This is a genomic window from Bradyrhizobium sp. GW821-FHT13H05, assembly GCF_058804065.1.
Genome location: NZ_JBXAPO010000002.1, coordinates 172,622 through 195,855, shown reverse-complemented (window position 1 = coordinate 195,855; position 23,234 = coordinate 172,622). Strand labels below are relative to the sequence as shown.

The following is a 23,234-nucleotide window of genomic DNA, read 5'->3' as shown; positions in this document are numbered from 1 at the left end:
TTGTTGTTCATGGAAGCCGCGCCCGGTCTCGCGTCCTCACAGGGCATTTCGCTAGCATCGAATCGGGCTGCGCCACCAGCAGCTTGACGCAAGACCGTCATGCAGAACTCCGCTGGTCTGGTGCGCTGAAAAAAATGGCGCCGCTTGCGCGGTCGATAATCACCGGGGAGAAACCATGAAAGCCGCTTTGGCCCTGGCCGCAGCGCTGGCTGCCGCCTGCTTGTCCACATCAGTATCAGCGCAAAAATCCTACGGCCCCGGTGTCAGCGACACCGAGATCAAGATCGGCAACACCATGCCCTATAGCGGCCCCGCATCGCCGCTCGGTATCACCGGCCGGGTGATCGCTGCCTATTTCGACGAAATCAACGAGAAGGGCGGCGTCAACGGCCGCAAGCTCAACCTGCTGTCGCTCGACGACGCCTTCTCGCCGCCGAAGACGATGGAAGCCGCGCGGCGCCTCGTCGAAGGCGACGGCGTCGCCTTCATCTTCGCCACCATGGGCACCGCGCCGAGCTCGGCGATCGCAAAGTACCTCAACAGCAACAAGGTGCCGCAGCTGTTCCTGATCAGCTCGGCCTCGAAGTGGAACGATCCCGCCAACATGCCGTGGTCGATGGCGCTGCCCTGGGCGCCGAACTACACCAGCGAGGCCGCAATCGACGTCGCCTATGCCCGCGCCAAGAACCCCAATGCGCGCTTTGCGGTGCTTTATCAGAACGACGATGCCGGCAAGGAGTATCTGCGCGGTGTCAGGGAAGCACTTGGCGCCGACGCTGATAAAGCGATCGCGATGGCCTCGAGCTTCGAGGTCACCGATCCCACCGTCGATTCCCAGGTGCTGACGCTGGCGAACACCAAGGCCGACGTCTTCATGATTTACTCAGTGACACCGCGCGCCTGCGCGCAGGCGATCCGGAAAGCGCACGAGGTCGGTTGGCAGGCGACGCGCTTCCTCGCCTCCGGCTGCGCCAACAAGGCGACCGTGATGGTGCCGGCCGGGCTCGATGCGGGCAAGGGCGTGCTGTCGCTCGGCTCGCTCAAGCCGTTCGTCGAACAGCCGAAGGACGATCCGGCAATGATGGCCTATATCGACTTCATGAAGAGGCGCCTGCCCAATGCCGACACCAACAATGTCGCTGGCCTTTACGGCTACACCGTCGCCGAAGCGCTGGTGGTCCTGCTGAGGCAATGCAAGGACAACATGACGCGCGAGAACATCATGGCGCAGGCGTCGAACCTGAAGAACGTGCCGCTGTCGCTGCTGATGCCCGGCATCACGCTGAACACCACGCCGCAGGATTTCCGTCCGATCAAGGACGGCTATATGCTCCAGTTCGACGGCAACGACTGGATCGTGGCGAGCGAGCTGTTGCGCGGGACGTGAGGCGATGCGCGAAGCGCTCTCGGGCAAGGGGCTTCTCTCCGCGAATTCGGAATCGTAGGGTGGGCAAAGGCGCACTTGCGCCGTGCCCACCACCGATCCAACACTGATGCAGAAGCGGTGGGCACGCTTCCGCCTTCGCTCTACGAGCTACGGCGGACGAGTCGCTTTGCCCACCATACGTACTGTTACCTTCCGCCGGGACGTGTGCTCGCGCGCAATCATGCAAACCGGTCGCGCATCTCGCTCGGATTGACGCCGAACTGCCGGGTCATCGCCCGTCTCAGCCGGGCCTCGGAGCCCAGCCCCGTGCGACCTGCAATCTGTCCAAGACTGAGATCCGTCGTGTGAAGAAGCGACCGTGCGAGATCGCACCGGATCTTCTCGACCGCCTTCGCAGGAGACAGGCCCGTGGCTGCCTCGAAGCGGCGATGAAAAGTTCGCGGTGACTGGCCAGCAGCCTCGGCCATCTGCTCCACGGTCCACGGCAGGCAAGGATCGCCTGCAATCTTGCAACTCAAGACATCGAAGGGTGCCGCGCTCGCCGCCTGTAGCGCGAGAGGCTCGCTATACTGCTTCTGACCGCCGGCTCGCCGCATATAGACGACGAGGCGGCGGGCGACGCGCGCGGAAAGTGCTGCGCCGTGGTCTTGTTGCACCAGGTTGAGCATGAGGTCGATGCCGGCGGTTACGCCGGCGGTCGTCCACACGGGTCCGTCGTTCAGGAAGAGTGGCTCGGGATCGACCTTCACATTTGGAAATTCTCGGGCCAGCCGATCGGACGAGCGCCAGTGCGTGACGGCCCGGCGACCGTCCAGAATGCCTGCCTCCGCCAGAAGGAAGGCGCCCGTACAAACCGAGCAAACGCGCGCGGCGCGTTGGCTCAGATCATTCAGCGCAATGCGCGCCGACGGATTCTCGCGGAGGTCATGAACACCGGGCCCTCCGGGAACCACGAGCATGTCGACCGCGCCCTCCTTTGGAATGTCGCCGGCCACTATGGCGAAACCGGATGCGTTCTCGATCAAGCCAGCTTGAAGCGCAACGATCCGGACATCGTAGGGTGGGTCTGCACCTTCTTCGTTCGCGGTGCTCAAAACCTGGGCTGGCCCCGCGATGTCGATGATCTGAACGCCATCGAACGCCAATATCAAAACCGTTCTTGGTGGCAGTTTTTGGTGTCTGTTTGACATATACGCGCTGCCGATCATGAACGAGAGTTGGCAACATGATGTTTGCGAGGAAACGTTTCTGTCAAGTTCCTCAGCGGAGATGAAGATGAAGCTCACTCGACGTGACGCACTCGGCTTGGCCATTACCACTTCGGTGCTCATACGCGGCAGCAACTTTGCCCAGGCTGCTGACGGCGCCGCTGCGGGCACATCATCGAGGCAACCCATGCATTGTAACATCGTGACCGTGCCGGACATGGTACAGCTCGACATCACCGGCCCATTCGAAGTGCTTGCTCGCACGCCGGGTTGGACCGTCGATCTCGTCGCTGCGACGATGGATCCCGTGCGAACCGACCGCGGACTTCGTCTGGTCCCGACCGCCACGCGCGAGACCGCCAGAAAGAGCGACATCATCGTTATCCCCGGAGGTACGGGAATCGACACCGCGATGCTCGATCCGCAGTGGGTCGCTTACGTGAAGCAGGAGGCGAAACGGTCCCAATACATCTTCGGTATTTGTACCGGCTCTCTGCTGCTCGGCGCCGCCGGTCTCTTGCAAGGGCGCCGGGCCGGCGGTCACTGGCAGGCCCGCGACCTGCTCACGAACTTCGGTGCGATCGTCTCCAATGATCGGATGACGCAGGACGGCAATATCTACACGTCAGGTGGCGTGACCTCGGGGATCGATGTGGCGCTCCGCGTGGTCGGAGATCTCGCCGGCGAGGAGACGGCGCGCAAGATCCAGCTCGCCATGGAGTACGATCCGGCGCCTCCCTTCAAGGGCGGTACCCCCTATACCTCACCACCGGAAATCGTGGCGGCGGTCCTGGCCGACTCGACCAAGCGGCGTGCGACGCGCGAGACCCAGGTGGCGGAAGCCGCCGCTACCATGCGTCAGTCAAACTGACGCCTGCGCCATATCGGCTGACCAGCGCTGGCGCATCGCCACGATGCCGAGCGTGCAACAACAGTTGCGTCCCACAGTTCACCGTTGCAAAATCGGGGGATTGATGGACAGGGACAGATGGCTTCCCCGACGCCGCGCATTCGGCACCTGAACTGGAACTTGCTGCGGACCTTCCTGGTGATCGCGGAGGAGCGGAGCCTCACGAAGGCTGCCGAACGGCTGCATGTCCGGCAGCCAACCGTAACGGCCTCGCTTCAGAAGCTCGAAGAAACGCTCGGCGCTCAGCTGATCCAGCGGGACAGCCGCCGTTTCGTGCTGACCAGCCGGGGCGAAGCGCTGCGGAAGGAATGCCAGGAGATCTACCAGCGCGTCGAGCGGATCGGTGAGCGTCTATCGACCGACGAGGACGATCTCAGCGGCTCGGTCCGCATCATGATCGTGACCGAGGCTGTGTTGCCGGCGCTCGACCGTGCGCTGGGGCTGATGCATCGGCGGCATCCGTCGGTCACGATCACGCTGAACGTGGCCAATAGCCAGGAGATCGTGCGCGCCGTCGCCCAGCGCGCCCTGCCATTCGGATTTTGCCTGCTTGCGAAGCCGCTCGCTGCGCTCGACTGCACGTTGATGCTGCGTGAAGACTTCGGGATCTTCTGCGGACGCACGCACGCCCTGTTCGGACGGGAGGACGTCACCCTGGAGGAGTTGCGCGCCGAGCCGGTCGTCTCCTTTACGTGCGCGCAGGATGGAGGAGCCCTGGAGCCGATGGTGGCGCTGCGGGAAGGCGCCGGCCTCGGATCCCGGACGGCGGGACTGTCGTCGCATGTCGGCGAAGTCGCCCGCATGATTGCGGCCGGGATCGGCATCGGCATTCTGCCGGTCGCCGCGGCCGAACGCGGGATGGAGAAGGAGTTGCTCTGGCGTCTGCCCGTGCTGCAGGACCAGCTCGGCGCCGATCTCTATTTTCTGCAGAACCCGGAATATGCCCTCGACCGTGCCGAAAAGGCTTTCCTCGACCTGTTCCTCAGCATCGCGCTGAAACCCGACGGCCTGCCGCAAACCGAGTCCGCGATCCAGAGTTAGGCGATCCCCGCCCGGTTCAACACGCTCCGAAGCAGGACGTTGACCCCGGGCTCGATGTCCGCGAGCGTCACGTTCTCGGCTTCGTTGTGCGACAGCCCACCTTCGCATGGCGTGAAGATCATCGCGGTCGGGAGGTGGTCGGCGACGTGCATGGCGTCGTGACCGGCCTCGGTGAGAAGATCCATCGTGCTGTAACCGAGGTCTTCGGCCGCGTCGCGTGTGAGCGCGATGCAGCCTGGGTCGTATTCCATGCCGCCATAGCTCCACTGCTCCTTGATGGTGACCTTGCAGCCCGACCGCCGTTCGATTTCGGGAATCTCCGCCTCGAAAGCGGCCAGCATCGCGCTTGCGACCGCAGCCTCCGGATGACGGACGTCGCAGGTCATCTCCACCAGGTCAGGAAGGATGCCAAGCAGGTTCGGCTCCACCTTCAGACGCATGGTGGTGGATTTGCCGCCGGTGTCGTGCCGGCTCCAGCCGATGTCGTCGATGGCAAGCGTCACCCGCGCGGCCCCCACGATCGCGTTCTTGCGCTTCGGCATCGGCGTGGGGCCGACATGGCCGACCTCTCCGCGAACCTCGACGATGAGGCCGCGCACCGAGAAGGCGCCCGTCACGATCCCGACCTGGCGCTTGGCCGCGTCGAGCTTCGGTCCCTGCTCGATGTGCAGCTCGAACAGACTGTCGAACGCATCGGGCGAGAGGCGGTCGGCTCCCTTGAAACCGATCCGGTCGAGCGCCTGGCCGAGTGTCACGCCATCCTTGTCGGTGCGGGCGTAGGCAAAGTCGAGTGACTTCTGCCCGGTGAACGTGGCGGAGCCGATCATGGGCGGCTCGAAGCGGGCACCTTCCTCGTTGGTCCAGTTGACGATGACGATCGGTCGACGCGTCGTCACATCGTGGTCGTTCAGGGTGCGCACGACCTCGAGCCCGGCAAGGACGCCCAGAATGCCGTCGAAACGGCCGCCCTTGATCTGCGTGTCCAGATGACTGCCCACCAGCACGGCCTTGGCGTCCGGATCGCTCCCCGGCCGCGTCGCGAAGATGTTGCCGATACCGTCGACCTGCACCGTGCAGCCGGCCGCTTCGCACCAGCGCACCAATTCGCGCCTGATCTCGCCATCCTCCTCGGACAGCGCGAGCCGCTTGAGCCCGCCCTTCGCGGTCCGGCCGATCTCGGCCGACCGCATCAGGCTCGACCACAAGCGCGCCATGTCGGGACGGATGTTGCTGCTGCGTAAAACCATTCGAATCCACCGGGCTGACGAGGTGGAGCAACGATACAGGACGCGACGCCGCGGCTTAAATAGATATGTCCTATGTCTCTCATCGATCAGGAATGGAGCAGAGCGCGCACATTCTGCGCGCATCCTGATCGTTTTTTGGCGCTTTGAACCGGCGCCGCGCGACTATTCCTGACATCGATAATTCCTATTTGGCTTTCCGCCGGCTCCCGGCAACAGTCGTCCCCCGCCGGACTGCTCACCCAAGCGATTCCAAAGCGAGGATCCGACCATGGCTTACGCGACGACCGACCCGGTGGCAGCGATTGCCGCTCCTCCCCGCAGCATGAAGCAGATCGCGGTCGCAAGCGTGATCGGCACCACTGTCGAATGGTATGATCTCTTCGTCTTTGCGACCGCCTCCGCGCTCGTCTTCAACAAGGTGTTCTTCCCCAGCTTCGATCCGCTGGTCGGGACACTGCTTGCTTTCGGAACCTTCGCGTCGGCCTATCTCGCCCGCATCGTCGGGGCAGCTCTGTTCGGCCATTTCGGCGACCGGCTTGGCCGCAAGTCGATGCTGCTGTTCTCGCTGGTGCTGATGGGGATCGCGACCTTCGCGATCGGCCTCTTGCCCAACTACGAAAAGATCGGCGTCTGGGCGCCGATCCTTCTGCTCTCGCTGCGCGTCGTGCAGGGCCTTGCGCTCGGCGGCGAATGGGGTGGCGCGGTCCTGATGGCGGTCGAGCACGCGCCCAGTCACCAGCGCGGCCTCTACGGCTCCTGGGTGCAGATCGGCGTCCCGGCCGGCACATTGCTGGCCAATCTCGCCTTCCTCCTGATCAACGCGGCCCTGCCGGCCGCCGACATGTTGTCGTGGGGATGGCGCATCCCGTTCCTGGCGAGCATCCTTCTCGTTCTGATCGGCGGCTACATCCGGCTGAACATTTCGGAGACACCAACCTTCAACAAGGTGAAGCAATCGTCCGAGCAGGTGAAGCTGCCTTTCGCCGAGTTGATGAAGAAATCCTGGAAGACGGTGGTCCTGGGCGGCATCGCCACGATGTCCACCGGCTCGTCTTTCAATCTGATCGTCGCGTTCGGGCTCAGCTACGGCACGAAGAACCTCGAATTCACGCGCAACGAGATGCTCACGGTCGTCCTGCTCTCCTGCGCGGCGTGCCTGGTCCTGCTGCCCTTCTTCGGCTGGCTGTCTGATCGCTGGGGCCGTCGGCCGATCATCATTGGCGGGATCATCGCCGAAGCGCTGGTCGCTTTCCCGCTGTTCTGGCTGATGGACACCCGGACCTTCGCGGGGGCGCTTGCGGGCTACCTCCTGATGATGACGGCCTTCGCAGCCAATTACGGGCCGATCGCCACCTTCCTGGCGGAGCTGTTCGGCACCAAGGTGCGCTATTCGGGCCTGTCGATCGCCTACATGCTTTCAGGCGTGCTCGGCAGCGCGGCGACGCCTTTTGTCACGACATGGCTCCTTGCCACGACCGGTAAGGGCTCATCGGTCGCCTGGTACATGATCGGTTCGGCGGTCCTCTCCACCATCGCACTGCTGCTCCTCGTCGAGACGGTCAAGCGAGATCTGACCGAAGCAACGTGACGCGCAGACGGGCCCGCCTTTCCGCCGGAAGTTTGCTTGTGACGTCTGATCGTGCCGACCTTGCCGAGGCGGTGCGCCTCCTGCTCGACGTAGAGACCGCGACGATCGGGCACTTCCTCGACGACGGCTTCATGCCGCCGGTGATCCAGTGCCTGCGGGATCGGGTCAGGATCTGCGGACCCGCCTTCACGGTCGCGCTGCCGGGCGATGACGGAACCGCGCTCGCCTTGGCGCTGTCGCGGGCGAAAGCCGGCGACGTCCTGGTGGTCGAGCGTGGAGACGACGACCGCCACGCCTGCTGGGGCGCCGTCACGAGCGCGGCCGCGGAAGCGGCGGGCCTTGCCGGCATCGTGATCGACGGGTTCGTGACCGATCTCAGCGCGATCCGGGACAAGGGACCGCCGGTCTGGTGCAAAGGACGATCCCCGCTCACGACCAAGCGGCGGGGCGGCGGCACTATCGCAAGCACCGTGCGCTGCGGCGGCGTCCTGGTCGAGCCTGATGACATCGTTCTGGCGGACGAGAACGGCGTACTGGTCCTCAAGCCGTCAACCGCGGCTGCGATTGCGCGCAAGGCGCTCGCGATCCAGGCTGACGAGCCCGGGATCATCGCCCGGCTTCTGGCCGGCGAAAAGCTGGACGCCGTGTACAATCGGCCGGTCGACGATCACGAGAGTCATGCCGCGAAGGCGGCGCGACCGGAGCCCGCACCCATCAACAAGGAGGTGATAGAGATCCCTGTCATCTCGGCTGCGATCCACAGGCTCGGCGCTCCGACGTCGGCGATCGTTCGAACGGATGATTTCATCTTTACATGCGGCATGCCGCCGATCGATTGCACCACCGGCGAGATCGTCACGGGCGCCATCGAGGTTCAGACGCACGCCTCGCTCAATGCGCTCAAGACGGCGCTGGAGCACGCTGGCTCCTCGCTCGCGAACGTGGTGAAAGTTACGATCTACGTGACCGACCCCGCCATGATGAGTGGCGTCAACAAGGTTTATCGGGAATTCTTTGCCGGCGAGTGGCCGGCCAGAACCTCGGCCGCGATCCGACCTTGGCCGCTGCCGTTTGACATCGAGATCGAATGCGTCGCCGCGGCGAGTTGACCTGATCGCTCCTGGCTTCTCTGAACTGCTCGGTTTCTGGCGGAAGTAACCATGCGTGTGCAGGGCATGGTCGGGCAGGGGTGGTTCTGCGTATGAGCCTCGACGATCAGTATGGGGAGATGAGCTCCATCAGCTCCTTCGCCTGCTCGGCAGCCAGATTGCTGATCTGGTCGGCTGCATCGAGAGTCAAATACCATCCCAACGGCGTCTCGGCTGCGTGTTGCGCCGTCAGGCAAATGTCTTCGTTGCGTCTGACGCATCTCAATGGCGGGAATAGCTTCTGGGCCTCGCTTGCCGCATGCAGGTTCCGGCCGCAGCGCATCTGGAAATCTCGATAATAGTCGAGATCATAGGTGCGTTCGGGAGACGTAATCTCTACCGCCTCGTCCGTATGAGCATCCTTCGCTCTCACATAGGCGCGTAACCCGGACCACTTGAACAGTCGCGCCACCAGGCTCTCGCTCTCAGGTTCCCATCGGATCGGCGGATAAAAGAACCAGCGCGAATACCCCTTGTTGCGAAGCGCTTGCTGCCAAGCGGCGCATCGTTGATCCGAAGGACGGGTGTTTCCGTTCAGGCGCACGATCTTCAGTTCTGCCGGCTTCTTGATTTTTGGGCTGTTGCTCAAAAATGCGCGCAGCGTCGCCGCGCCCGAATTATCAAAATACCCGCCGTCGACGATGTGAATCTCCTGACCGTTCTTCGCTGCGATCCCCGCCGGAGAAATGAACGGAAAACGGGCGCTATTGAGCACGGCAATTCCGACCGGAATGTCGTCGAGACCCGCCTGCGAATTCCACCACGGGGCATTTGACCACGCAGTCCGCTGCCCGGTCTCCACGTTCGTCGCCGAAAACAGCAAATAGGGCGGCCGGTCTGAATTGCCTGCGTCAACACTCGTGAGAGGTCGGGCGAGACCGACCGCGCCGGACATGTCCTTGTAGGCGAAAGCTTCCAGGATCGCCTGTTGCCAGCTATCGAGCAGAGCTTGCCCTCGGACCGGGTTGCCCCATGGCAAGAACAGATCGCCCGTCAACAATCCGGCGAGTAGCTTGGATAGATGGTCTTGTGCGAGCACGCCGTAGACGAGATCGCTCGTCGGCGATCCGAAAGCGTTGCCGGTCCGGCAGTCGGCCCACGCTTTATCGCCTTGTGCCCGCTTGTAGTCCTGACGCAGGACCGCCCAGATGGCGATGCCAAGACTGCCTCCGGATACGCCGCTGGCAGCGAAAACATGCTCGCCAAACTTTCCGCATGTCCAGTCATCGGCCATGGCGAGCACCTGGGCGGTGAACATTGCAGCTCGAAGACCTCCGCCATCGGCATAAATGGCAAGCTGCACGCCCGGCCGATCAACCGCTGTCCAGTCTGCGCTGTTCGCAGCGGTTTGCACCGCGGGCTCTGACTTCAGTTCCTCTCGGCCGTATTTCTCCTGGGTGTTGAGCACCATGGCCGCAATCAACAGAATGGCCAAAACAGGGTCGATGCCTCGCGTCCCGGTCAGCCGATGCGTAAGTACCATGAGGAGGGCAACCGAGATGCACGCCCACGCAAAGAAAAGGAAGGCGACTGGAATGCTGCCGACACTCCAGACGGCTGTTTGCAAAAATCCATAGGACAGCGCGAGCCTGACAATCGCCATGAGCAAGATGAGGCCGATCAGAAACCCGCCTGTGACTCCGGTCGAGGGATAGAGGCGCGCCGGCACGAGACGCCGCGCCCGAATCGTCAGGAGAGCCGCGGCGAGCGGCGTCAAGATGCTGATCGCAAAGGCGATAGCATTGTCTTCACTTCGGGTTCTTTCGTCCATCGTCATCCATACGAAGGTTGCGATGGCGGAGACGATGAAGGCGAGGACCGGCGTCTCACAATCCGGATCCTTCGATCTCAGGCAAAACGTCCAATAAACAACCGCGATGACAAGCGAGATACCTGCAGGAACCGCCTGTTTGGGAAAGAAACTATGCACAGTTGCGTACATGAACGCATAGTGGATGAAGGCCAGGCTGCCGACGAATATGAGCGCGGCAACGGGCCCGACGAGCGGATCAACCTCCTCCGAAGGGCTCCGTTTCTGCCAACGGCGGAACGGCAAATTCCCGAGCAGAAGTGTTGCGATCGACAGCGCCGCCGCGACAATGACTGCACTGAGCCAGAACGCTCCATAGAGGATCCAGCCAACGGCTTGTGAATCTGCGCCGATCCATCTGATCCATTGCGTTGGAGTGAGTGCGAAGTTGAGGCCCCAGAGCAGCTGTTGCGTTTGGCCGCTGAAGCACAAAAGCAAGGCAAGTATTGCAAATGCAAACGTGCTGATCCACGCGCGGTAGAGCAAAATCTCCCACAGCCGTACCAGGCCGGACCAGCACGAGACGATGATCGTTCCCATTGCGACGCCCGCATATTCATGACCGCGAGATAATCGCCGTTTCGGCGAAGATCATCCGATTGAGCTCAGGTCCCTTTGAAGAGGATCAGTCCAATGACTGTCGCGCAGGCCAGCCAGACGGCGCGCCCCTGGTCCTGAAGGTTCTTCAACTCCAGCAAACGCGTGGCGCGCTGAGCAGGATCTTCGTGAATGCGACGCTCCGATCGGAAAACATACTCACAAAAGAAAAAGAGGGGCGCAGCGATCGTGAGCAACCCATAAAAGCCCTTCAGGATAATCCAGCGCTTTGCGGTGGGAGGCCAGCCGTGAAAGAGACCGTAGACGCCGACGAGGAGGAGCAGGATGTAGCTGATCGCGCCAACGGGCAGCGCAATGGCCCCCTGCTTGCCGATCACTCGGAAAAGGCGCTCCCACCAGGCTTCAAGCCGTTCCTGGAAAGACATCGTCACTCTCCAAACCACCAAAGGTTCCGGCATTGCGGAAAAGCAATAGAGCGGAATTGTGACAGCGCATGAAAACGACCAGTAATTGAGCTGCCCGAATTTTCAGCGCCCTCAGGAGGACGTTGCAACGAAGGCAGTCTTCCAGGTCCGTGCTGGCTTGCCCGGTCGCTCTGGCATGCACCCGGGCGGAGTGAAGTGGAGCACCGTAATCGGATTTGAGAGCACGCCGCCCGCGAGATGCTCGGGGTGGGAGGAGGCGGGTGACGCGCCGGTCGCCATGATCACATCATGCCAGTGTTTTGCCCGACGTGTCAAACGGGATTCGTAAAATCCGCAGAAGCCGGCGGTCAAGCCATTGATAAGGCTGATGCCGGCTACTGTGCATGGGGTTGTTTTCGCGTTTTTTGCTCGGAGGCCTGCTCGCCGCGGGCCTCGCGGCGACAGGCGGGCCGTCATCCCGCCTTGGCGACGCCGCTATCCGCCGATCCCGAGCGCAAGTTCTGGAAGAACGTCTCCACCTCGCGTGACAGCGTCTCCGCCGTCTCCGTCAGGCTGCTCGCCGCCGTCAGCACCGAGGATGCCGCGGTGTCGGTCTCGCCGATGGCGTCGCGCAGCGAGGTGATGTTGGCAACCAGCGTCTCGTTGCCCTGGGCGGCCGATTGCGCGTTGGAGGAGATCTCGCGCGTGGCCTGGTCCTGCTGGCCGACGGCGGTGGCAATCGCCGAGGTGACCTCGTTGATCTCGCGCACCGCGCCGCCGATCTCGCGCACGGCGTCGACCGCGTTGCGGGTCGAGGCCTGGATCATCGCGACGTTCTCGCTGATGTCGGCGGTCGCCTTGGCGGTCTGCCCGGCGAGCGCCTTCACCTCATGGGCAACGACGGCAAAGCCGCGGCCGGCATCGCCGGCGCGGGCGGCCTCGATGGTGGCGTTGAGCGCGAGCAGGTTGGTCTGCTCGGCGATGGCCTGGATCAGGCTCAGCACCCCGTCGATGCGCTGGGTGGCGGCGGCAAGGCTCTCGATCTCCGCGATCGACTTCTCGGTGCGCTGGCCGGTCTGCTCGACCGCGCCGGCGCTCTGCCGCACCTGGCGACCGATCTCCTCGACGGAGGCCGACAGCTCCTCGGCTGCGCCTGCGACCGCCGTGACGTTGTGGGAGGCCTGCTCGGTGGCGTTCGCCGCCGTGCCGGCGCGGCCGCTGGCGTCGGCGGTGACACGCGTGATGGTCTGCGCGGTTTCGCGCATGACGGAGGCGTTGTCGCTGAGGCCGCGCATGATCGCGCCGATCGCCTCGCGGAACGCTTCGACGGATTGCTCGATCTGGCGGGCGCGCTGCTCGCGCGCGGCAGAGTCCTGCGAGACCTGCGAAGCGAGGTTGCGGTTGCGCCCCATCGCGTCCTGGAACACCTGGATCGCGCGGGCCAGCGCGCCGATCTCGTCGGCACGCTCGGAGTGCGGCACGGCGACGTTCTCGGCGCCGTCGGCGACCTGCTTGATGGTCGCAGTGATGGATGCGAGCGGGCGCGCGATCGAGCGGGCGATGATGACGATGCCGATCACGACCAGAGCCAGCGCGACGCCGCCGAGGCAGGTCAGGACGAAGGAGAGGGTGCGGTTGGTCTCGGTCTCCTGCGCGATCTGTTTAGCGCGCTCGGCATAGACCTTGGAGAGCGCCTCGAGGTCCTTGTTCAGCGCCGAGCGGACGGCGCGGTTGGCGTCGTTGTCGCCCCATTCGCGGCCGGCAGCCGCATTGATCTCGACGCCGCGGCGAACCAGCTCCTTGCGGAATTCGACGAACTGCTCGATGCGCTTCTTGAAGGTGGCGAACTGCTGGGCATCGTCAGTCTTGACGATGCTCTCCCAGCCCTTCACGACATTGAGTATCTGGTCGTTGAACTTGAGCAGGCCTTCGCCGTATTTCTTCACCACCGCGGGTTCGGTCGACATGTAGACGCCGCGCGATTCCATCACCACCGCATACACCAGCGAGTTGACGCGCTCGACGTTCAGCGCGGCCGCATTCGCGGTCTCGATCGCGGCGGTCAAATCGGCGCCGCGGCGGGTGTTGTAGTCGGACAGCATCGCGATCGCCGCCGTCAGCAGCGCGAACAGCGTGAAGATCGCATAGAGCTTGGCGGCAAGCGTGAAACGGCCTGCCAGGCGCGTGGCATTCCCAGATCGGTCTGATGTCATGGTGTTCAGGGGCCCGGAATGGCCTGCAGCGGCCGGTGAGCGCGGTCATCTAAAATTCATGCAAAACTATGCAGAACGAAGATGGATGCGGCGTTAACGCGCAAGTCTGGGGTGCACACCCAGGGTCGAGGGAAATACGAGTTATCTCAGTGATTTGCCGCGGGCCTATCGGTTTCCGGCAGATCGCCCCCGGGGATCGCCCGGACTGCCCCAAACATCAGCGTGCACGCCGGCCGCCAAGCGCGTATTCCCTGATGCCAGGGCCGGCTTCGAGATCGATCTGGAAGTAGGCCTTTGGCCGACGAACCCCGGAGGGGCCCCTTGGTCTACCGCCATACCATCGACGCCACGACCTACACCTTCCCGGACCTGCGCGACCTGCTCGCCAAGGCGACCCCGACGCGCTCCGGCGACCGGCTGGCCGGCATTGCCGCAGGCAGCGCCGAGCAGATGATCGCGGCGCGGATGGCGCTCGCGGATGTCCCGCTCGGGCAGTTCCTGCAGGAAGCCGTCATCCCCTATGAGGCCGACGAGGTCACCCGTCTCGTCATCGACAGCCACGACGCCAGGGCGTTTGCGCCGGTGGCCTCGCTCACGGTTGGCAGCTTCCGCGATTGGCTGCTGTCGGAGGCAGCAACGCCCGCCGTCCTGCGCAAGCTCGCGCCCGGCATCACCCCGGAAATGGCGGCGGCGGTCTCGAAGCTGATGCGCAACCAGGACCTGATCCTGGCGGCGCGGAAATGCGAGGTCACCACCGCCTTCCGCAACACCATCGGCCTGAAGGGGCGGATGAGCACGCGGCTCCAGCCGAACCATCCGTTCGACGACGCCAGGGGCATCACCGCCTCGATCCTCGACGGCATCCTGCTCGGCGCCGGCGATGCCTGCATCGGTATCAATCCGGCCAGCGATGATCCGGCCGTGATCGCCCAATTGCTGCGGCTGCTCGACGAAATCATCGCGCGGCTGAAGATCCCGACGCAAGCTTGCGTGCTCACCCATGTCACCACGACGCTGTCGCTGATTGGGCAGGGCGTGCCGGTCGACCTCGTCTTCCAGTCGGTCGCCGGAACCGAAGCCGCCAACCGCAGTTTTGGCATCGACCTCGCTTTGCTGAAGGAGGGGCAGCAGGCCGGGCTGTCGCAGAAGCGCGGCACGGTCGGCGAGAACGTGATGTATTTCGAGACCGGACAAGGCTCGGCACTGTCGGCCAATGCCCATCACGGCGTCGACCAGCAGACCTGCGAGGTGCGCGCTTATGCGGTCGCACGTGCCTATGCGCCGCTGCTGGTCAACAGCGTGGTCGGCTTCATCGGCCCGGAATATCTCTACGACGGCAAGGAAATCATCCGGGCGGGGCTCGAGGATCACTTTTGCGGCAAGCTGCTCGGCCTGCCGCTCGGCATCGACATCTGCTACACCAACCATGCCGAGGCGGACCAGGACGACATGGACAATCTCCTGACCCTGCTGGCGGCTGCCGGCGTCACCTTCATCATGGGCGTCCCCGGCGCCGATGACGTCATGCTGAACTACCAGTCGACGTCTTTTCACGACGCGCTCTATGTCCGCGACGTCTTCGGCCTGCGCCGCGCACCGGAATTCGACGATTGGCTGGTGCAGTCCGGTCTGGCGGGCGCAGATTTCCGTCTTGCCGGCGATGCAGGCCTGCTGCCCGATTTTGCCTCGCGCCTGATCGCCTGACGGGCCGCAGGCGCTCCCCCCCCCCAGGAGAAGTCAAGGAAACCATTGGTCCCTCTCGGAATTATGCTCATGCCACAATATTGAGAAATTCCAGCGACAGCATTACGCTATGTGTCTGGCTGGCAATTTCCGCAGCTATGTCGAGTGGCGGGGGAGCTTTGATGCGAGCTGAAAGTAACGGTACGTCCCGGCGGATTCTCTGCGTGTTTCCGCGTTACACGTCGTCGTTCGGTACGTTCGAGCATTCCTACCCATTGACCGACGGCGTCAGCGCCTTCATGCCGCCGCAGGGGCTCTTGCTGCTCGCGGCCTATCTGCCCGAGGAGTGGCAGGTCAAATTCGTCGACGAGAATCTCCGTCGCGCCACGAAGGAGGAGTTTGCATGGGCCGAGGCGGTCTTCGTCAGCGGCATGCACATCCAGCGCCAGCAGATGAACGACATCTGCCGCCGCGCGCATGACTTCGATCTGCCGGTCGCGCTCGGTGGGCCCTCGGTCAGTGCCTGCCCGGATTATTATCCGTCGTTCGACTATCTCCATGTCGGCGAGCTTGGCGATGCCACCAATCAGCTGATCGAGATATTGGCGCGCGACACGGCGCGCCCCGAAGCGCAGGTGGTGCTCACCACCAACGACCGCGTGCCGATGACGGAGTTTCCGATCCCGGCCTACGAGCTTGCCGACGTGAAGAAATACATGCTCGGCAGCATCCAGTATTCCAGCGGCTGTCCCTATCAGTGCGAGTTCTGCGACATCCCCGGCCTCTACGGCCGCAATCCACGCATCAAGTCGCCGGAGCAGATCATCGCCGAGCTCGACCGCCTGCGCGAATGCGGCATGACCGACACGGTCTATTTCGTCGACGACAATTTCATCGGCAACCGCAAGGCCGCGCTGGATCTGCTGCCGCATCTGATCGAATGGCAGAAGAAGACCGGATACGTGGTGCGGCTCGCCTGCGAGGCGACGCTGAACATCGCCAAGCGGCCCGAGATCCTCGAGAAGATGCGCGATGCCTATTTCATCACGATCTTTTGCGGCATCGAGACGCCCGATCCCGATGCACTGAAGGCGATGCAGAAGGACCACAACATGATGGTCCCGATCCTGGAGGGCGTGCGCACCATCAACTCCTACGGCATGGAGGTGGTGTCTGGCATCATCATGGGGCTCGACACCGACAAGCCGAACACCGCCGAGGCGCTGCTCGCCTTCGTCGAGGAGTCGCGGATTCCGCTGCTCACGATCAATCTGCTCCAGGCGCTGCCGAAGACGCCGCTGTGGGACCGGCTGGAGAAGGAAGGGCGCCTGGTCGAGGACGAGGGGCGCGATTCCAACGTCGACTTCCTGCTGCCCTATGACGACGTCGTCGCCTCCTGGAAGCACACCATGGGCGTCGCCTACGAGCCCGGGAAGGTTTTCGAGCGTTTCCAGTATCAATGCGACCATGTCTATCCTCACCGCCTCAAGATGCCGGTGCCGGACGAGATGAAGACCTGGCCCAACATCAGGCGCGGCCTCGTCATGCTGCGCAACATCTTCTGGAAGGTCGGCGTGCTCGGTGACTACAGGCGGGTGTTCTGGAAGTTCGCGCTGGGACGCATCAAGCGCGGCGACCTCGAAGGCCTGATCGGCTGCACCCTGATCGCGCACCATCTCATCACCTTTGCGCGCGCGGCATCGAGCGGCGAGCAGAACGCCTCGAACTATTCGATCCGGCTGCGCGAGGCCGCCGTTCCCGCCGAATGACCGACAAGTCCGTTCCGGCTCGTCCGACCATTGACCTCAGGTCATTGACGCCTGCGCGCGTTGCGCTCGGGCGCAGCGGCGCCAGCGTGCCGACAAAGCCGCTGCTCGATTTCACGCTGGATCATGCCCGTGCCCGCGATGCCGTGCATGCCGCCTTCGATGCGCCGCGACTGGTTGCCGATCTCTGCGCGCTTGGCCTCGTCGTCACCGAAGCGAGGAGCCAGGCGGTCGACCGCAGGGATTATCTGCGCCGGCCGGATCTGGGCCGACAGCTTGATGCAGGCTCCGCCGAAGCGCTCGCGCGAGACGCCTCCGAGCCATGCCAGCTCGCAATCGTGATTGGCGACGGCCTGTCGGCGGCGGCGGTCCACGCCCATGCGGTGGCGCTGCTGACGCGCCTGCTGCCGCTGCTGGTGGAAGGCGACGCTGTCGCGCTCGGCCATGTCGTCGTCGCCTCAGGCGCGCGTGTCGCGCTCGGCGACGAGATCGGCGCGATTCTCGGTGCGCGCATGGTCGTGATGCTGATCGGCGAGCGGCCGGGCCTGTCCGCGCCCGACAGTATCGGTGCCTATCTGACCTTCGCGCCGAAGCCGGGCCGCACCGATGCCGAGCGCAATTGCGTGTCGAACATCCACCACGCTGGGTTGAGCTATGACGAGGCCGCCTTCAAGATCGCCTGGCTCGCCCGCGAGGGGTTGGCGCGGGAGGTCACCGGCGTGGCGCTGAAAGACGAGAGTACGGACCGTGCGCCGCGTCGAATTGGCCCGGCTCCGCCCGAATGACGGGCATTCCGGCAAAATCGCCGCATCTTGATCGGTTTGGCCACGCTTCGCCTGCTTGCGAGAAGGGCTGTTGACCTGCTAAACCGCTGCCGGCGATTTTCCGCGCATTTTCAAGGGGCAAGCCTCCCATTGGTATGGCATTTTCAAGCCGTTCGCGGGACGCAATAAGCTCACAGCTTGAGCCGATTTAGGAACTGGATAAGGCATGCTCGAAAAGCACAGCGAGAGTGAGGTTCATGTCGACAAGGTCGAGCAGGGGCCTGCGTCCTCCATCGCCTTCGGGCTGGAGCGCATCGGGCTGATCGCCGTCCGGGCACCGATCGTGTCCTGCATCGTCCTGCTCGTGCTGATCGTCGGCGCGGTGTTTGGCATTCACCGGATCAAGATCGACGATTCGCTGTCCCAGCTGTTCCGGTCCAACACGCCGGAATTCCGCCAGTATGAAGCGGTGACAAAGAAGTTCCCGGCCGAGGAATTCGACGTCCTCGTCGTGGTCGAGGGCAAGACCCTGCTGGCGCGGAAAAACCTCGAGAAGCTGCGCGACTTCGTCACCGACATGCAGCTCGTCGAAGGCACGCGCGGCCTGGTCTCGCTGTTCTCCGCGCGTCAGGCGCCGGCACCGGGCAAGCTGCCGGCGGCATTGTTCCCGGCCGAGCTCCCCGAGGGCCCGGCTTATGACAAGTTCATCGAGACCGTCAAAGCCAACGAGATCATCCGCGGCAAGCTGTTGTCGGAAGACGGCACGCTCGCGCTGATCGTGCTGTCGCTCGATCCGGAGGTGGTCGCCTCCAACAAGCTGACCAAGACCGTCGCCGACATCCGCGCCCTGATGAAGGAAGATCTCAGCGACACCGGACTCAACGTGCAGCTCTCCGGCGTGCCGGTGATGCAGCTTGAGATCCGCAACGCGGTCGAGCGCGACGGCCTCACCTACAACATCCTCGGCATTCTCGCCGGCTGCGTCATCGCCATCATCTTCTTCCGCAAGATCTCGTTCATGGTGGCGGCGGCGTTCCCGCCGATGATCGCGATCCTGCTGGCGCTTGGCGCGCTCGGCTGGGCCAATTTCAACCTCAACATGTTCCTGAACGTGATGACGCCGCTCATCATGGTCATCAGCTTCTCGGACTCGATGCAGCTCACCTTCGCCGCGCGCGACCGGCTGATCGCAGGCCAGGACAAGTTCACCGCATTCAAGAACGCGGTGCTGGTGGTGGGCCCGGCCTGCGTGCTGACGCACGGCACCGCCGGCATTTCCTTCATCGCGCTCCAGTTCTCCGATTCCGACCTGATCCGCAAATTCGGCGAGGCGGGCCTCGCCGCCACCCTCATCGCGCTGGTCGCGGTGTTGTCGCTGGTGCCGGTGTTCGGCGTGCTGCTGGTGCGGAACGAGAAGGTCTTTGCGACCAAGTTCCAGAGCGCGGATGCCGGTGTGCAGGCGCTGCGCAATTTCTGCTACTGGATCGCGGTGCGCATGGTGGGCCGTCCCGGCCTGTTCAGCCTGATCGCGGTGGTGTTCGTCGCCGGCCTCGGCGTGATCTACGCCAATCTGGAGCCGCGCTACCGGCTTGCAGACCAGGTGCCGGACAAGCGCCAGGCGGTCGCCGCCAGCGACCGGCTCGATGCCAAGCTGACCGGTGCCAATCCGGTCAACGTGCTGATCCAGTTCCCTAAGGGCGAGACGCTCTACTCGCCGGAGACGCTCCAGACCATCGCGGACGTGCATGCGACCGTCGAAAAGGCTGCCGGCGTCGGCAATGTCTGGTCGCTTGAGACTCTGCGCCGCTGGCTTGCGGAAAAGGCCGGCGGCGCCGACGTCGCGACGCTTAAAGAGTATGTGAGCGTCATTCCCGAGCATCTGGTGCGTCGGTTCATCGACGCCGAACAGGACGCCGTCGTGGTCGCAGGCCGCGTGCCGGACAAGGATTCCAGCCAGCTCCTGCCAATCGTCGACAAGCTCGATTCCGAGCTCGACGCCGTCCGCAAGAAGCATCCCGGCTATGAAGTGGCGGTAACGGGCCTTGCCGCCATTGCCGCGCGCAACTCGGCCGGCATGATCGAGAAGCTCAACCGCGGGCTCACCGTCGAGTTCGCGCTGGTCGCAATCTTCATCGGCTTGGCCTTCCGCTCGTGGGTCGTGATGTTCGCCTGCATCCTGCCGGGCATCTTCCCGGTGGTGATGTCGGGAACGGTGCTGTGGGCGATGGGCGAGGGACTGCAATTCGCCAGCGTCGTCGCGCTCACCGTTTCGTTCGGCCTTGGCTTGAGCGCCACCATCCACTTCCTCAACCGCCTCAGGCTGGAGAGCAAGCCGGGCGTCGGCTCGGCGCTTGCCGTGGAGCGGGCGACCGTGCTGGTCGGCCCGGCGTTGATTCTGACCACGCTGGTGCTGGCTTGCGGCCTCGTCGTCACCGTGTTCTCCGACCTGCCGTCGCTGCGGCTGTTCGGCTGGCTCAGCGCCTTCTCGATGGTCATGGCGCTTGTTGCCGACCTCTTCATCCTGCGGCCGACGGCGATGTGGCTGATCAACCTGCACGCCAAGCTTCAGGGCGACAAGCCGGCGATCTGAGCGGCTTCATCCACCGGACATGGAATCGGCGCAGTCTGAACGACTGCGCTGGAAATCCGACCGGGGATAGATCATGGGAACGACACGGCACGATAGCTCCATCGTGGCGTTTCAGCAGAAGCGAGGCGGCGATTCAGCCGCCTTTTTTGTCCCGTTCCTGACATCGGACATGATTCTGCTCGACGCCGGTTGTGGACCCGGGACCATCACGGCCGCACTCGCAGGCATCGTCGGAAAGGCGATCGGCGTCGATATCGAGCCGAAGGCCATCGCCGCAGCCAGCGGGCTCGCGGCGGAGGCGGCCCTGACCAACCTCTCTTTCGTCGAAGCCGACATAACTGCACTTCCGTTTGAGAACGAGGCGTTCGACGCGGTGTTCTTTCATGCGGTGCTGTACCATCAGAGCCAGGTGGTGCTGACGCGAACGCTGGCGGAAGCGCGTCGTGTACTGAAGCCGGGCGGCCTCGTCGCAACACGTGACGCCGATGTCGGCGGCAACATTCTTCATCCCGAACTCGACGGCGTGCGCCTCGCGCTCGACCTCTGGCAACGATGGTACGAGCATGACGACCCGGAGGCGCTTCGCTTCGGCCGCCGGCAGAGCTCCATTCTTCGCGCGCACGGTTTCACGCCGGTCTGGGCCGGCGCCAGCTATGTCAATCACAGCGCCGATGCGGCGAGCCGCAACGAGGCGGTCGCCGATGCCAGGCGGAGCCTGCTCGGACTCGGCCCGCAGCTCCAGAGCAAGTCGCTCGCCACCGATGACGAGATTCGGGCGGCACTTGCCGGATGGGACGCCTGGGAAGGCGATCCGGACGCCGTGTATTTCAGATGCCGCTGCGAATGCGTCGCGCGCAAGGACTGATCGTGTCTTGCGTTCACGGGGCGATCTGAACGATCCCGCAGGAGCTGAACTTCCCGCGCGCGTCCTTGGGTGCCGTTCCCGGCGAACAATATCATGCCCGAAATCCGCATGCCGGCCGTTGAAGATCGTGACAAAGCGCGGAGGAGCGACAATATGGTTGACGTCGGTGATGTCGGGGCGGCCTTCAGGACCGCCGTGAGCCATCACGCCGGCGGCCGCCTTGCCGAGGCGGGAGCGCTCTGCCGTGCCATCCTCACGAAAGACCGTCGCTTTCGGGATGCCATGGTTCTGCTGGCGGTGGTGCTCTGCCTCGACGGCGCGCCAGAAGCGCGCGCTGAGGCCATCGAGTTGTTGCAGTGCGCCTTGGCGATCCGTCAGAACGATGCTCAAGCACTCGAGATTCTCGGCGACGCCTTCACGGTCGAGTGCCGTCGCGTCGACGCTATTGCTTGTTATCGGCGTGCCATCCGGTTGGCGACGACACGCGCTCAGCTCCATTCCAAGCTCGGTATTGTCCTCAACGATAGCGGTCTGCATTCCGAGGCAGTCGAAGCCTTGCAACGGGCCGTCAACCACGATCCGAACTCGGCCGTGATTCACTTCAACCTGGGTGTCGTGCTCAAGGACGCCGGCCGGCCGGATGCCGCCGTCGATGCCTACCGGCAGGCAATCAAGCTGCGTCCCAACGGTGCCGATTCCTACGCCAATCTCGGCCTCGCGCTGGAGGAGCTAGGTCGCTGCGACGAGGCGATCGTGTGCTACCGCAAAGCGCTGGTCCTCGATCCCTCGCATGTTGAAGCCTCGATCAATCTCGGGGCGGCTCTTGAAGAGCTCGGCTATCGTGACGAGGCAGTCACGGCGTGCCGCCAGGCGCTGGCGCTCGATCCGGCGCATGTTGACGCGCATATCAATCTCGGCGTCGCCCTCCAGGGGCAGGACGAGCTCGACGCTGCGATCGCATGCTACCGGCAAGCACTCGTGCTGGATCCCGAGAACGCAATGGCGCTGTCCAATCTCGGCGTCGCGCTCCAGCAACAAGGGCTTGGCGAGATTGCGCTCGATCTTCTTCAGCGCGCTGCGGCGCTGGCACCGGGCTCTGGCAAAGCCCGCTTCAATCTGGCGGTCAATCTGTTGCGGCACGGCAAGCTTGGCCAGGGCTGGGAGGAATACGAGTGGCGCTGGCGCGGCGGGGTTCGCAACCTCAAGGCGCCCAACCTGCGGCAGCCGCTCTGGCAAGGCGAAGATCTTGCCAACCGAACCTTGCTCGTACGTCCCGAGCAGGGGCTTGGTGACGTCCTGCAATTCGTCCGTTATCTCCCGCTGCTGACGCGCGCCGGTGCCCACGTGATCATGCTCGCGCCCGCCGGGCTCGAGCGACTGCTACGCTCATCGCTCACCGGTATAACGGTGATCGGCAGCAATGAGCCGCAGCCGGACTTCGACTTTCATATTCCGCTCATGAGCCTGCCGCGATTGTTCAGGAGCGATCTCGACAGTATCCCGGCCGAGATCCCGTATCTCGCTGCCGATCCGGCGGGAGTCGCGGCCTGGCGTCAGAGCCTCGGCGCTGACGAGGACTTCCGTGTGGGGGTCGTCTGGTCCGGCAACCCGAATCACAAGGGCGATCGTCAGCGCTCGATCGCCGCGGCCGTGCTGCTGCCCGAACTGCTCGTCCCCGGAGTACGACTTTATGGCCTGCAGAAAGATGTCCGGCCGGCGGATCGCGCCACCTCGCTCGAACTGTCGCACGCCGTTACCGATCTGTCGCCAGCCCTCAATGATCTGGCAGACACGGCGGCTGCCCTGTGCGCCCTTGATCTGCTGATTTCGGTCGACACATCCGTCGTGCACCTTGCCGGCGCACTCGGACGCCCGGTATGGACCTTGCTGCCGTTCACCCCGGATTGGCGCTGGCTCCTCGAGCGCGAGGACAGTCCGTGGTATCCGACTGCGAGATTATATCGACAGCAGCGTCGAAACGACTGGAGCGGCGTCTTCGAGCGGCTGCGCGCCGATCTGCGGGGGCGGACCATGCACCAGGCGCCAGATTGA

At 63.8% G+C, this 23,234-nt stretch carries 16 protein-coding genes and 1 pseudogene; 12 read left to right on the top strand and 5 right to left on the bottom strand.

Annotation, left to right across the window (positions count from 1 at the left end; translation table 11 throughout):
* The first annotated feature begins 175 nt into the window (after positions 1-175).
* Entirely contained in the window at positions 176-1,387 is a 1,212-nt protein-coding gene (locus AC1RR3_RS05420; RefSeq protein WP_492820130.1) for an ABC transporter substrate-binding protein, read from the top strand.
* 218 nt (positions 1,388-1,605) lie between these two features.
* Here the strand turns inward: AC1RR3_RS05420 and AC1RR3_RS05415 are convergent, their stop codons facing one another.
* Positions 1,606-2,814: a GlxA family transcriptional regulator gene (locus tag AC1RR3_RS05415; protein ID WP_492820128.1), complete on the bottom strand. Its 1,209-nt coding sequence runs from the start codon at positions 2,812-2,814 to the stop codon at positions 1,606-1,608.
* Here AC1RR3_RS05415 and AC1RR3_RS05410 point away from each other — a divergent pair.
* Both AC1RR3_RS05410 and AC1RR3_RS05405 read left to right on the top strand, forming a co-directional pair.
* Positions 2,813-3,466 carry a DJ-1/PfpI family protein gene (locus tag AC1RR3_RS05410; RefSeq protein WP_492820126.1) on the top strand — a complete coding sequence of 218 codons (654 nt, stop codon included), beginning with the start codon at positions 2,813-2,815 and terminating at the stop codon, positions 3,464-3,466. The genes AC1RR3_RS05415 and AC1RR3_RS05410 overlap by 2 nt on opposite strands.
* A 117-nt stretch (positions 3,467-3,583) precedes the next feature.
* Positions 3,584-4,546: a LysR family transcriptional regulator gene (locus AC1RR3_RS05405; protein ID WP_492820124.1), complete on the top strand. Its 963-nt coding sequence runs from the start codon at positions 3,584-3,586 to the stop codon at positions 4,544-4,546.
* Here the strand turns inward: AC1RR3_RS05405 and AC1RR3_RS05400 are convergent.
* The gene (locus AC1RR3_RS05400) at positions 4,543-5,793 is read right to left on the bottom strand and encodes a Zn-dependent hydrolase (RefSeq protein ID WP_492820122.1); all 1,251 of its coding nucleotides are present in this window, start codon (positions 5,791-5,793) and stop codon (positions 4,543-4,545) included. The genes AC1RR3_RS05405 and AC1RR3_RS05400 overlap by 4 nt on opposite strands.
* Before the next feature lie 268 nt (positions 5,794-6,061).
* Here AC1RR3_RS05400 and AC1RR3_RS05395 point away from each other — a divergent pair, with 268 nt between their 5' ends.
* From AC1RR3_RS05395 to AC1RR3_RS05385, 3 genes and pseudogenes are all read left to right on the top strand, one after another.
* Entirely contained in the window at positions 6,062-7,381 is a 1,320-nt protein-coding gene (locus AC1RR3_RS05395; protein ID WP_492820120.1) for an MFS transporter, read from the top strand.
* A 131-nt stretch (positions 7,382-7,512) separates the two neighbouring features.
* Positions 7,513-7,908 (top strand): annotated as a pseudogene (locus AC1RR3_RS05390) (RraA family protein); the annotation flags it as partial.
* Positions 7,909-8,094: 186 nt separating this feature from the next.
* Positions 8,095-8,490, top strand: coding sequence for a RidA family protein (locus AC1RR3_RS05385; protein WP_492821405.1), 396 nt, complete (start codon positions 8,095-8,097; stop codon positions 8,488-8,490).
* A 106-nt stretch (positions 8,491-8,596) separates the two neighbouring features.
* Here the strand turns inward: AC1RR3_RS05385 and AC1RR3_RS05380 are convergent, their stop codons facing one another.
* From AC1RR3_RS05380 to AC1RR3_RS05370, 3 genes are all read right to left on the bottom strand, one after another.
* Positions 8,597-10,879, bottom strand: a complete 2,283-nt coding sequence (locus AC1RR3_RS05380) for a hypothetical protein (RefSeq protein ID WP_492820118.1) — start codon at positions 10,877-10,879, stop codon at positions 8,597-8,599.
* Positions 10,880-10,944: 65 nt separating this feature from the next.
* On the bottom strand, positions 10,945-11,322 hold the full coding sequence (locus AC1RR3_RS05375) for a hypothetical protein (protein WP_492820116.1): 378 nt from the start codon (positions 11,320-11,322) through the stop codon (positions 10,945-10,947).
* A 452-nt stretch (positions 11,323-11,774) separates the two neighbouring features.
* Complete coding sequence (locus AC1RR3_RS05370) at positions 11,775-13,514, bottom strand: methyl-accepting chemotaxis protein (RefSeq protein ID WP_492820114.1); 1,740 nt, start codon at positions 13,512-13,514, stop codon at positions 11,775-11,777.
* A 321-nt stretch (positions 13,515-13,835) separates the two neighbouring features.
* Between AC1RR3_RS05370 and AC1RR3_RS05365 the strand changes: the two genes are divergently transcribed.
* The 6 genes from AC1RR3_RS05365 (at position 13,836) to AC1RR3_RS05340 (ending at position 23,234) form a co-directional block, all read left to right on the top strand.
* Positions 13,836-15,218, top strand: a complete 1,383-nt coding sequence (locus tag AC1RR3_RS05365) for an ethanolamine ammonia-lyase subunit EutB (RefSeq protein WP_492820112.1) — start codon at positions 13,836-13,838, stop codon at positions 15,216-15,218.
* Between the two features lie 161 nt (positions 15,219-15,379).
* The gene (locus tag AC1RR3_RS05360) at positions 15,380-16,966 is read left to right on the top strand and encodes a B12-binding domain-containing radical SAM protein (RefSeq protein WP_492820110.1); all 1,587 of its coding nucleotides are present in this window, start codon (positions 15,380-15,382) and stop codon (positions 16,964-16,966) included.
* On the top strand, positions 16,963-17,748 hold the full coding sequence (eutC, locus tag AC1RR3_RS05355) for an ethanolamine ammonia-lyase subunit EutC (RefSeq protein WP_492820108.1): 786 nt from the start codon (positions 16,963-16,965) through the stop codon (positions 17,746-17,748). The genes AC1RR3_RS05360 and eutC overlap by 4 nt, the downstream gene beginning before the upstream one ends.
* A gap of 205 nt (positions 17,749-17,953) precedes the next feature.
* On the top strand, positions 17,954-20,317 hold the full coding sequence (locus AC1RR3_RS05350) for an efflux RND transporter permease subunit (RefSeq protein WP_492820106.1): 2,364 nt from the start codon (positions 17,954-17,956) through the stop codon (positions 20,315-20,317).
* A 73-nt stretch (positions 20,318-20,390) separates the two neighbouring features.
* Positions 20,391-21,182: a class I SAM-dependent methyltransferase gene (locus AC1RR3_RS05345; protein WP_492820104.1), complete on the top strand. Its 792-nt coding sequence runs from the start codon at positions 20,391-20,393 to the stop codon at positions 21,180-21,182.
* Positions 21,183-21,275: 93 nt separating this feature from the next.
* Positions 21,276-23,234 (top strand): tetratricopeptide repeat protein, encoded by a 1,959-nt coding sequence (locus AC1RR3_RS05340; protein WP_492820102.1) that lies wholly within the window; start codon positions 21,276-21,278, stop codon positions 23,232-23,234.

Excerpts from the sequence above, each read along its gene's own strand:
- AC1RR3_RS05420 (WP_492820130.1), top strand. The coding sequence starts at position 176 with ATGAAAGCCGCTTTGGCCCTGGCCGCAGCGCTGGCTGCCGCCTGCTTG.
- AC1RR3_RS05410 (WP_492820126.1), top strand. The coding sequence starts at position 2,813 with ATGGTACAGCTCGACATCACCGGCCCATTCGAAGTGCTTGCTCGCACG.
- AC1RR3_RS05415 (WP_492820128.1), bottom strand. The coding sequence starts at position 2,814 with ATGTCCGGCACGGTCACGATGTTACAATGCATGGGTTGCCTCGATGAT.
- AC1RR3_RS05405 (WP_492820124.1), top strand. The coding sequence starts at position 3,584 with ATGGCTTCCCCGACGCCGCGCATTCGGCACCTGAACTGGAACTTGCTG.
- AC1RR3_RS05400 (WP_492820122.1), bottom strand. The coding sequence starts at position 5,793 with ATGGTTTTACGCAGCAGCAACATCCGTCCCGACATGGCGCGCTTGTGG.
- AC1RR3_RS05395 (WP_492820120.1), top strand. The coding sequence starts at position 6,062 with ATGGCTTACGCGACGACCGACCCGGTGGCAGCGATTGCCGCTCCTCCC.
- AC1RR3_RS05380 (WP_492820118.1), bottom strand. The coding sequence starts at position 10,879 with ATGGGAACGATCATCGTCTCGTGCTGGTCCGGCCTGGTACGGCTGTGG.
- AC1RR3_RS05375 (WP_492820116.1), bottom strand. The coding sequence starts at position 11,322 with ATGTCTTTCCAGGAACGGCTTGAAGCCTGGTGGGAGCGCCTTTTCCGA.
- AC1RR3_RS05370 (WP_492820114.1), bottom strand. The coding sequence starts at position 13,514 with ATGACATCAGACCGATCTGGGAATGCCACGCGCCTGGCAGGCCGTTTC.
- AC1RR3_RS05360 (WP_492820110.1), top strand. The coding sequence starts at position 15,380 with ATGCGAGCTGAAAGTAACGGTACGTCCCGGCGGATTCTCTGCGTGTTT.
- eutC (WP_492820108.1), top strand. The coding sequence starts at position 16,963 with ATGACCGACAAGTCCGTTCCGGCTCGTCCGACCATTGACCTCAGGTCA.
- AC1RR3_RS05350 (WP_492820106.1), top strand. The coding sequence starts at position 17,954 with ATGCTCGAAAAGCACAGCGAGAGTGAGGTTCATGTCGACAAGGTCGAG.
- AC1RR3_RS05345 (WP_492820104.1), top strand. The coding sequence starts at position 20,391 with ATGGGAACGACACGGCACGATAGCTCCATCGTGGCGTTTCAGCAGAAG.
- AC1RR3_RS05340 (WP_492820102.1), top strand. The coding sequence starts at position 21,276 with ATGCCCGAAATCCGCATGCCGGCCGTTGAAGATCGTGACAAAGCGCGG.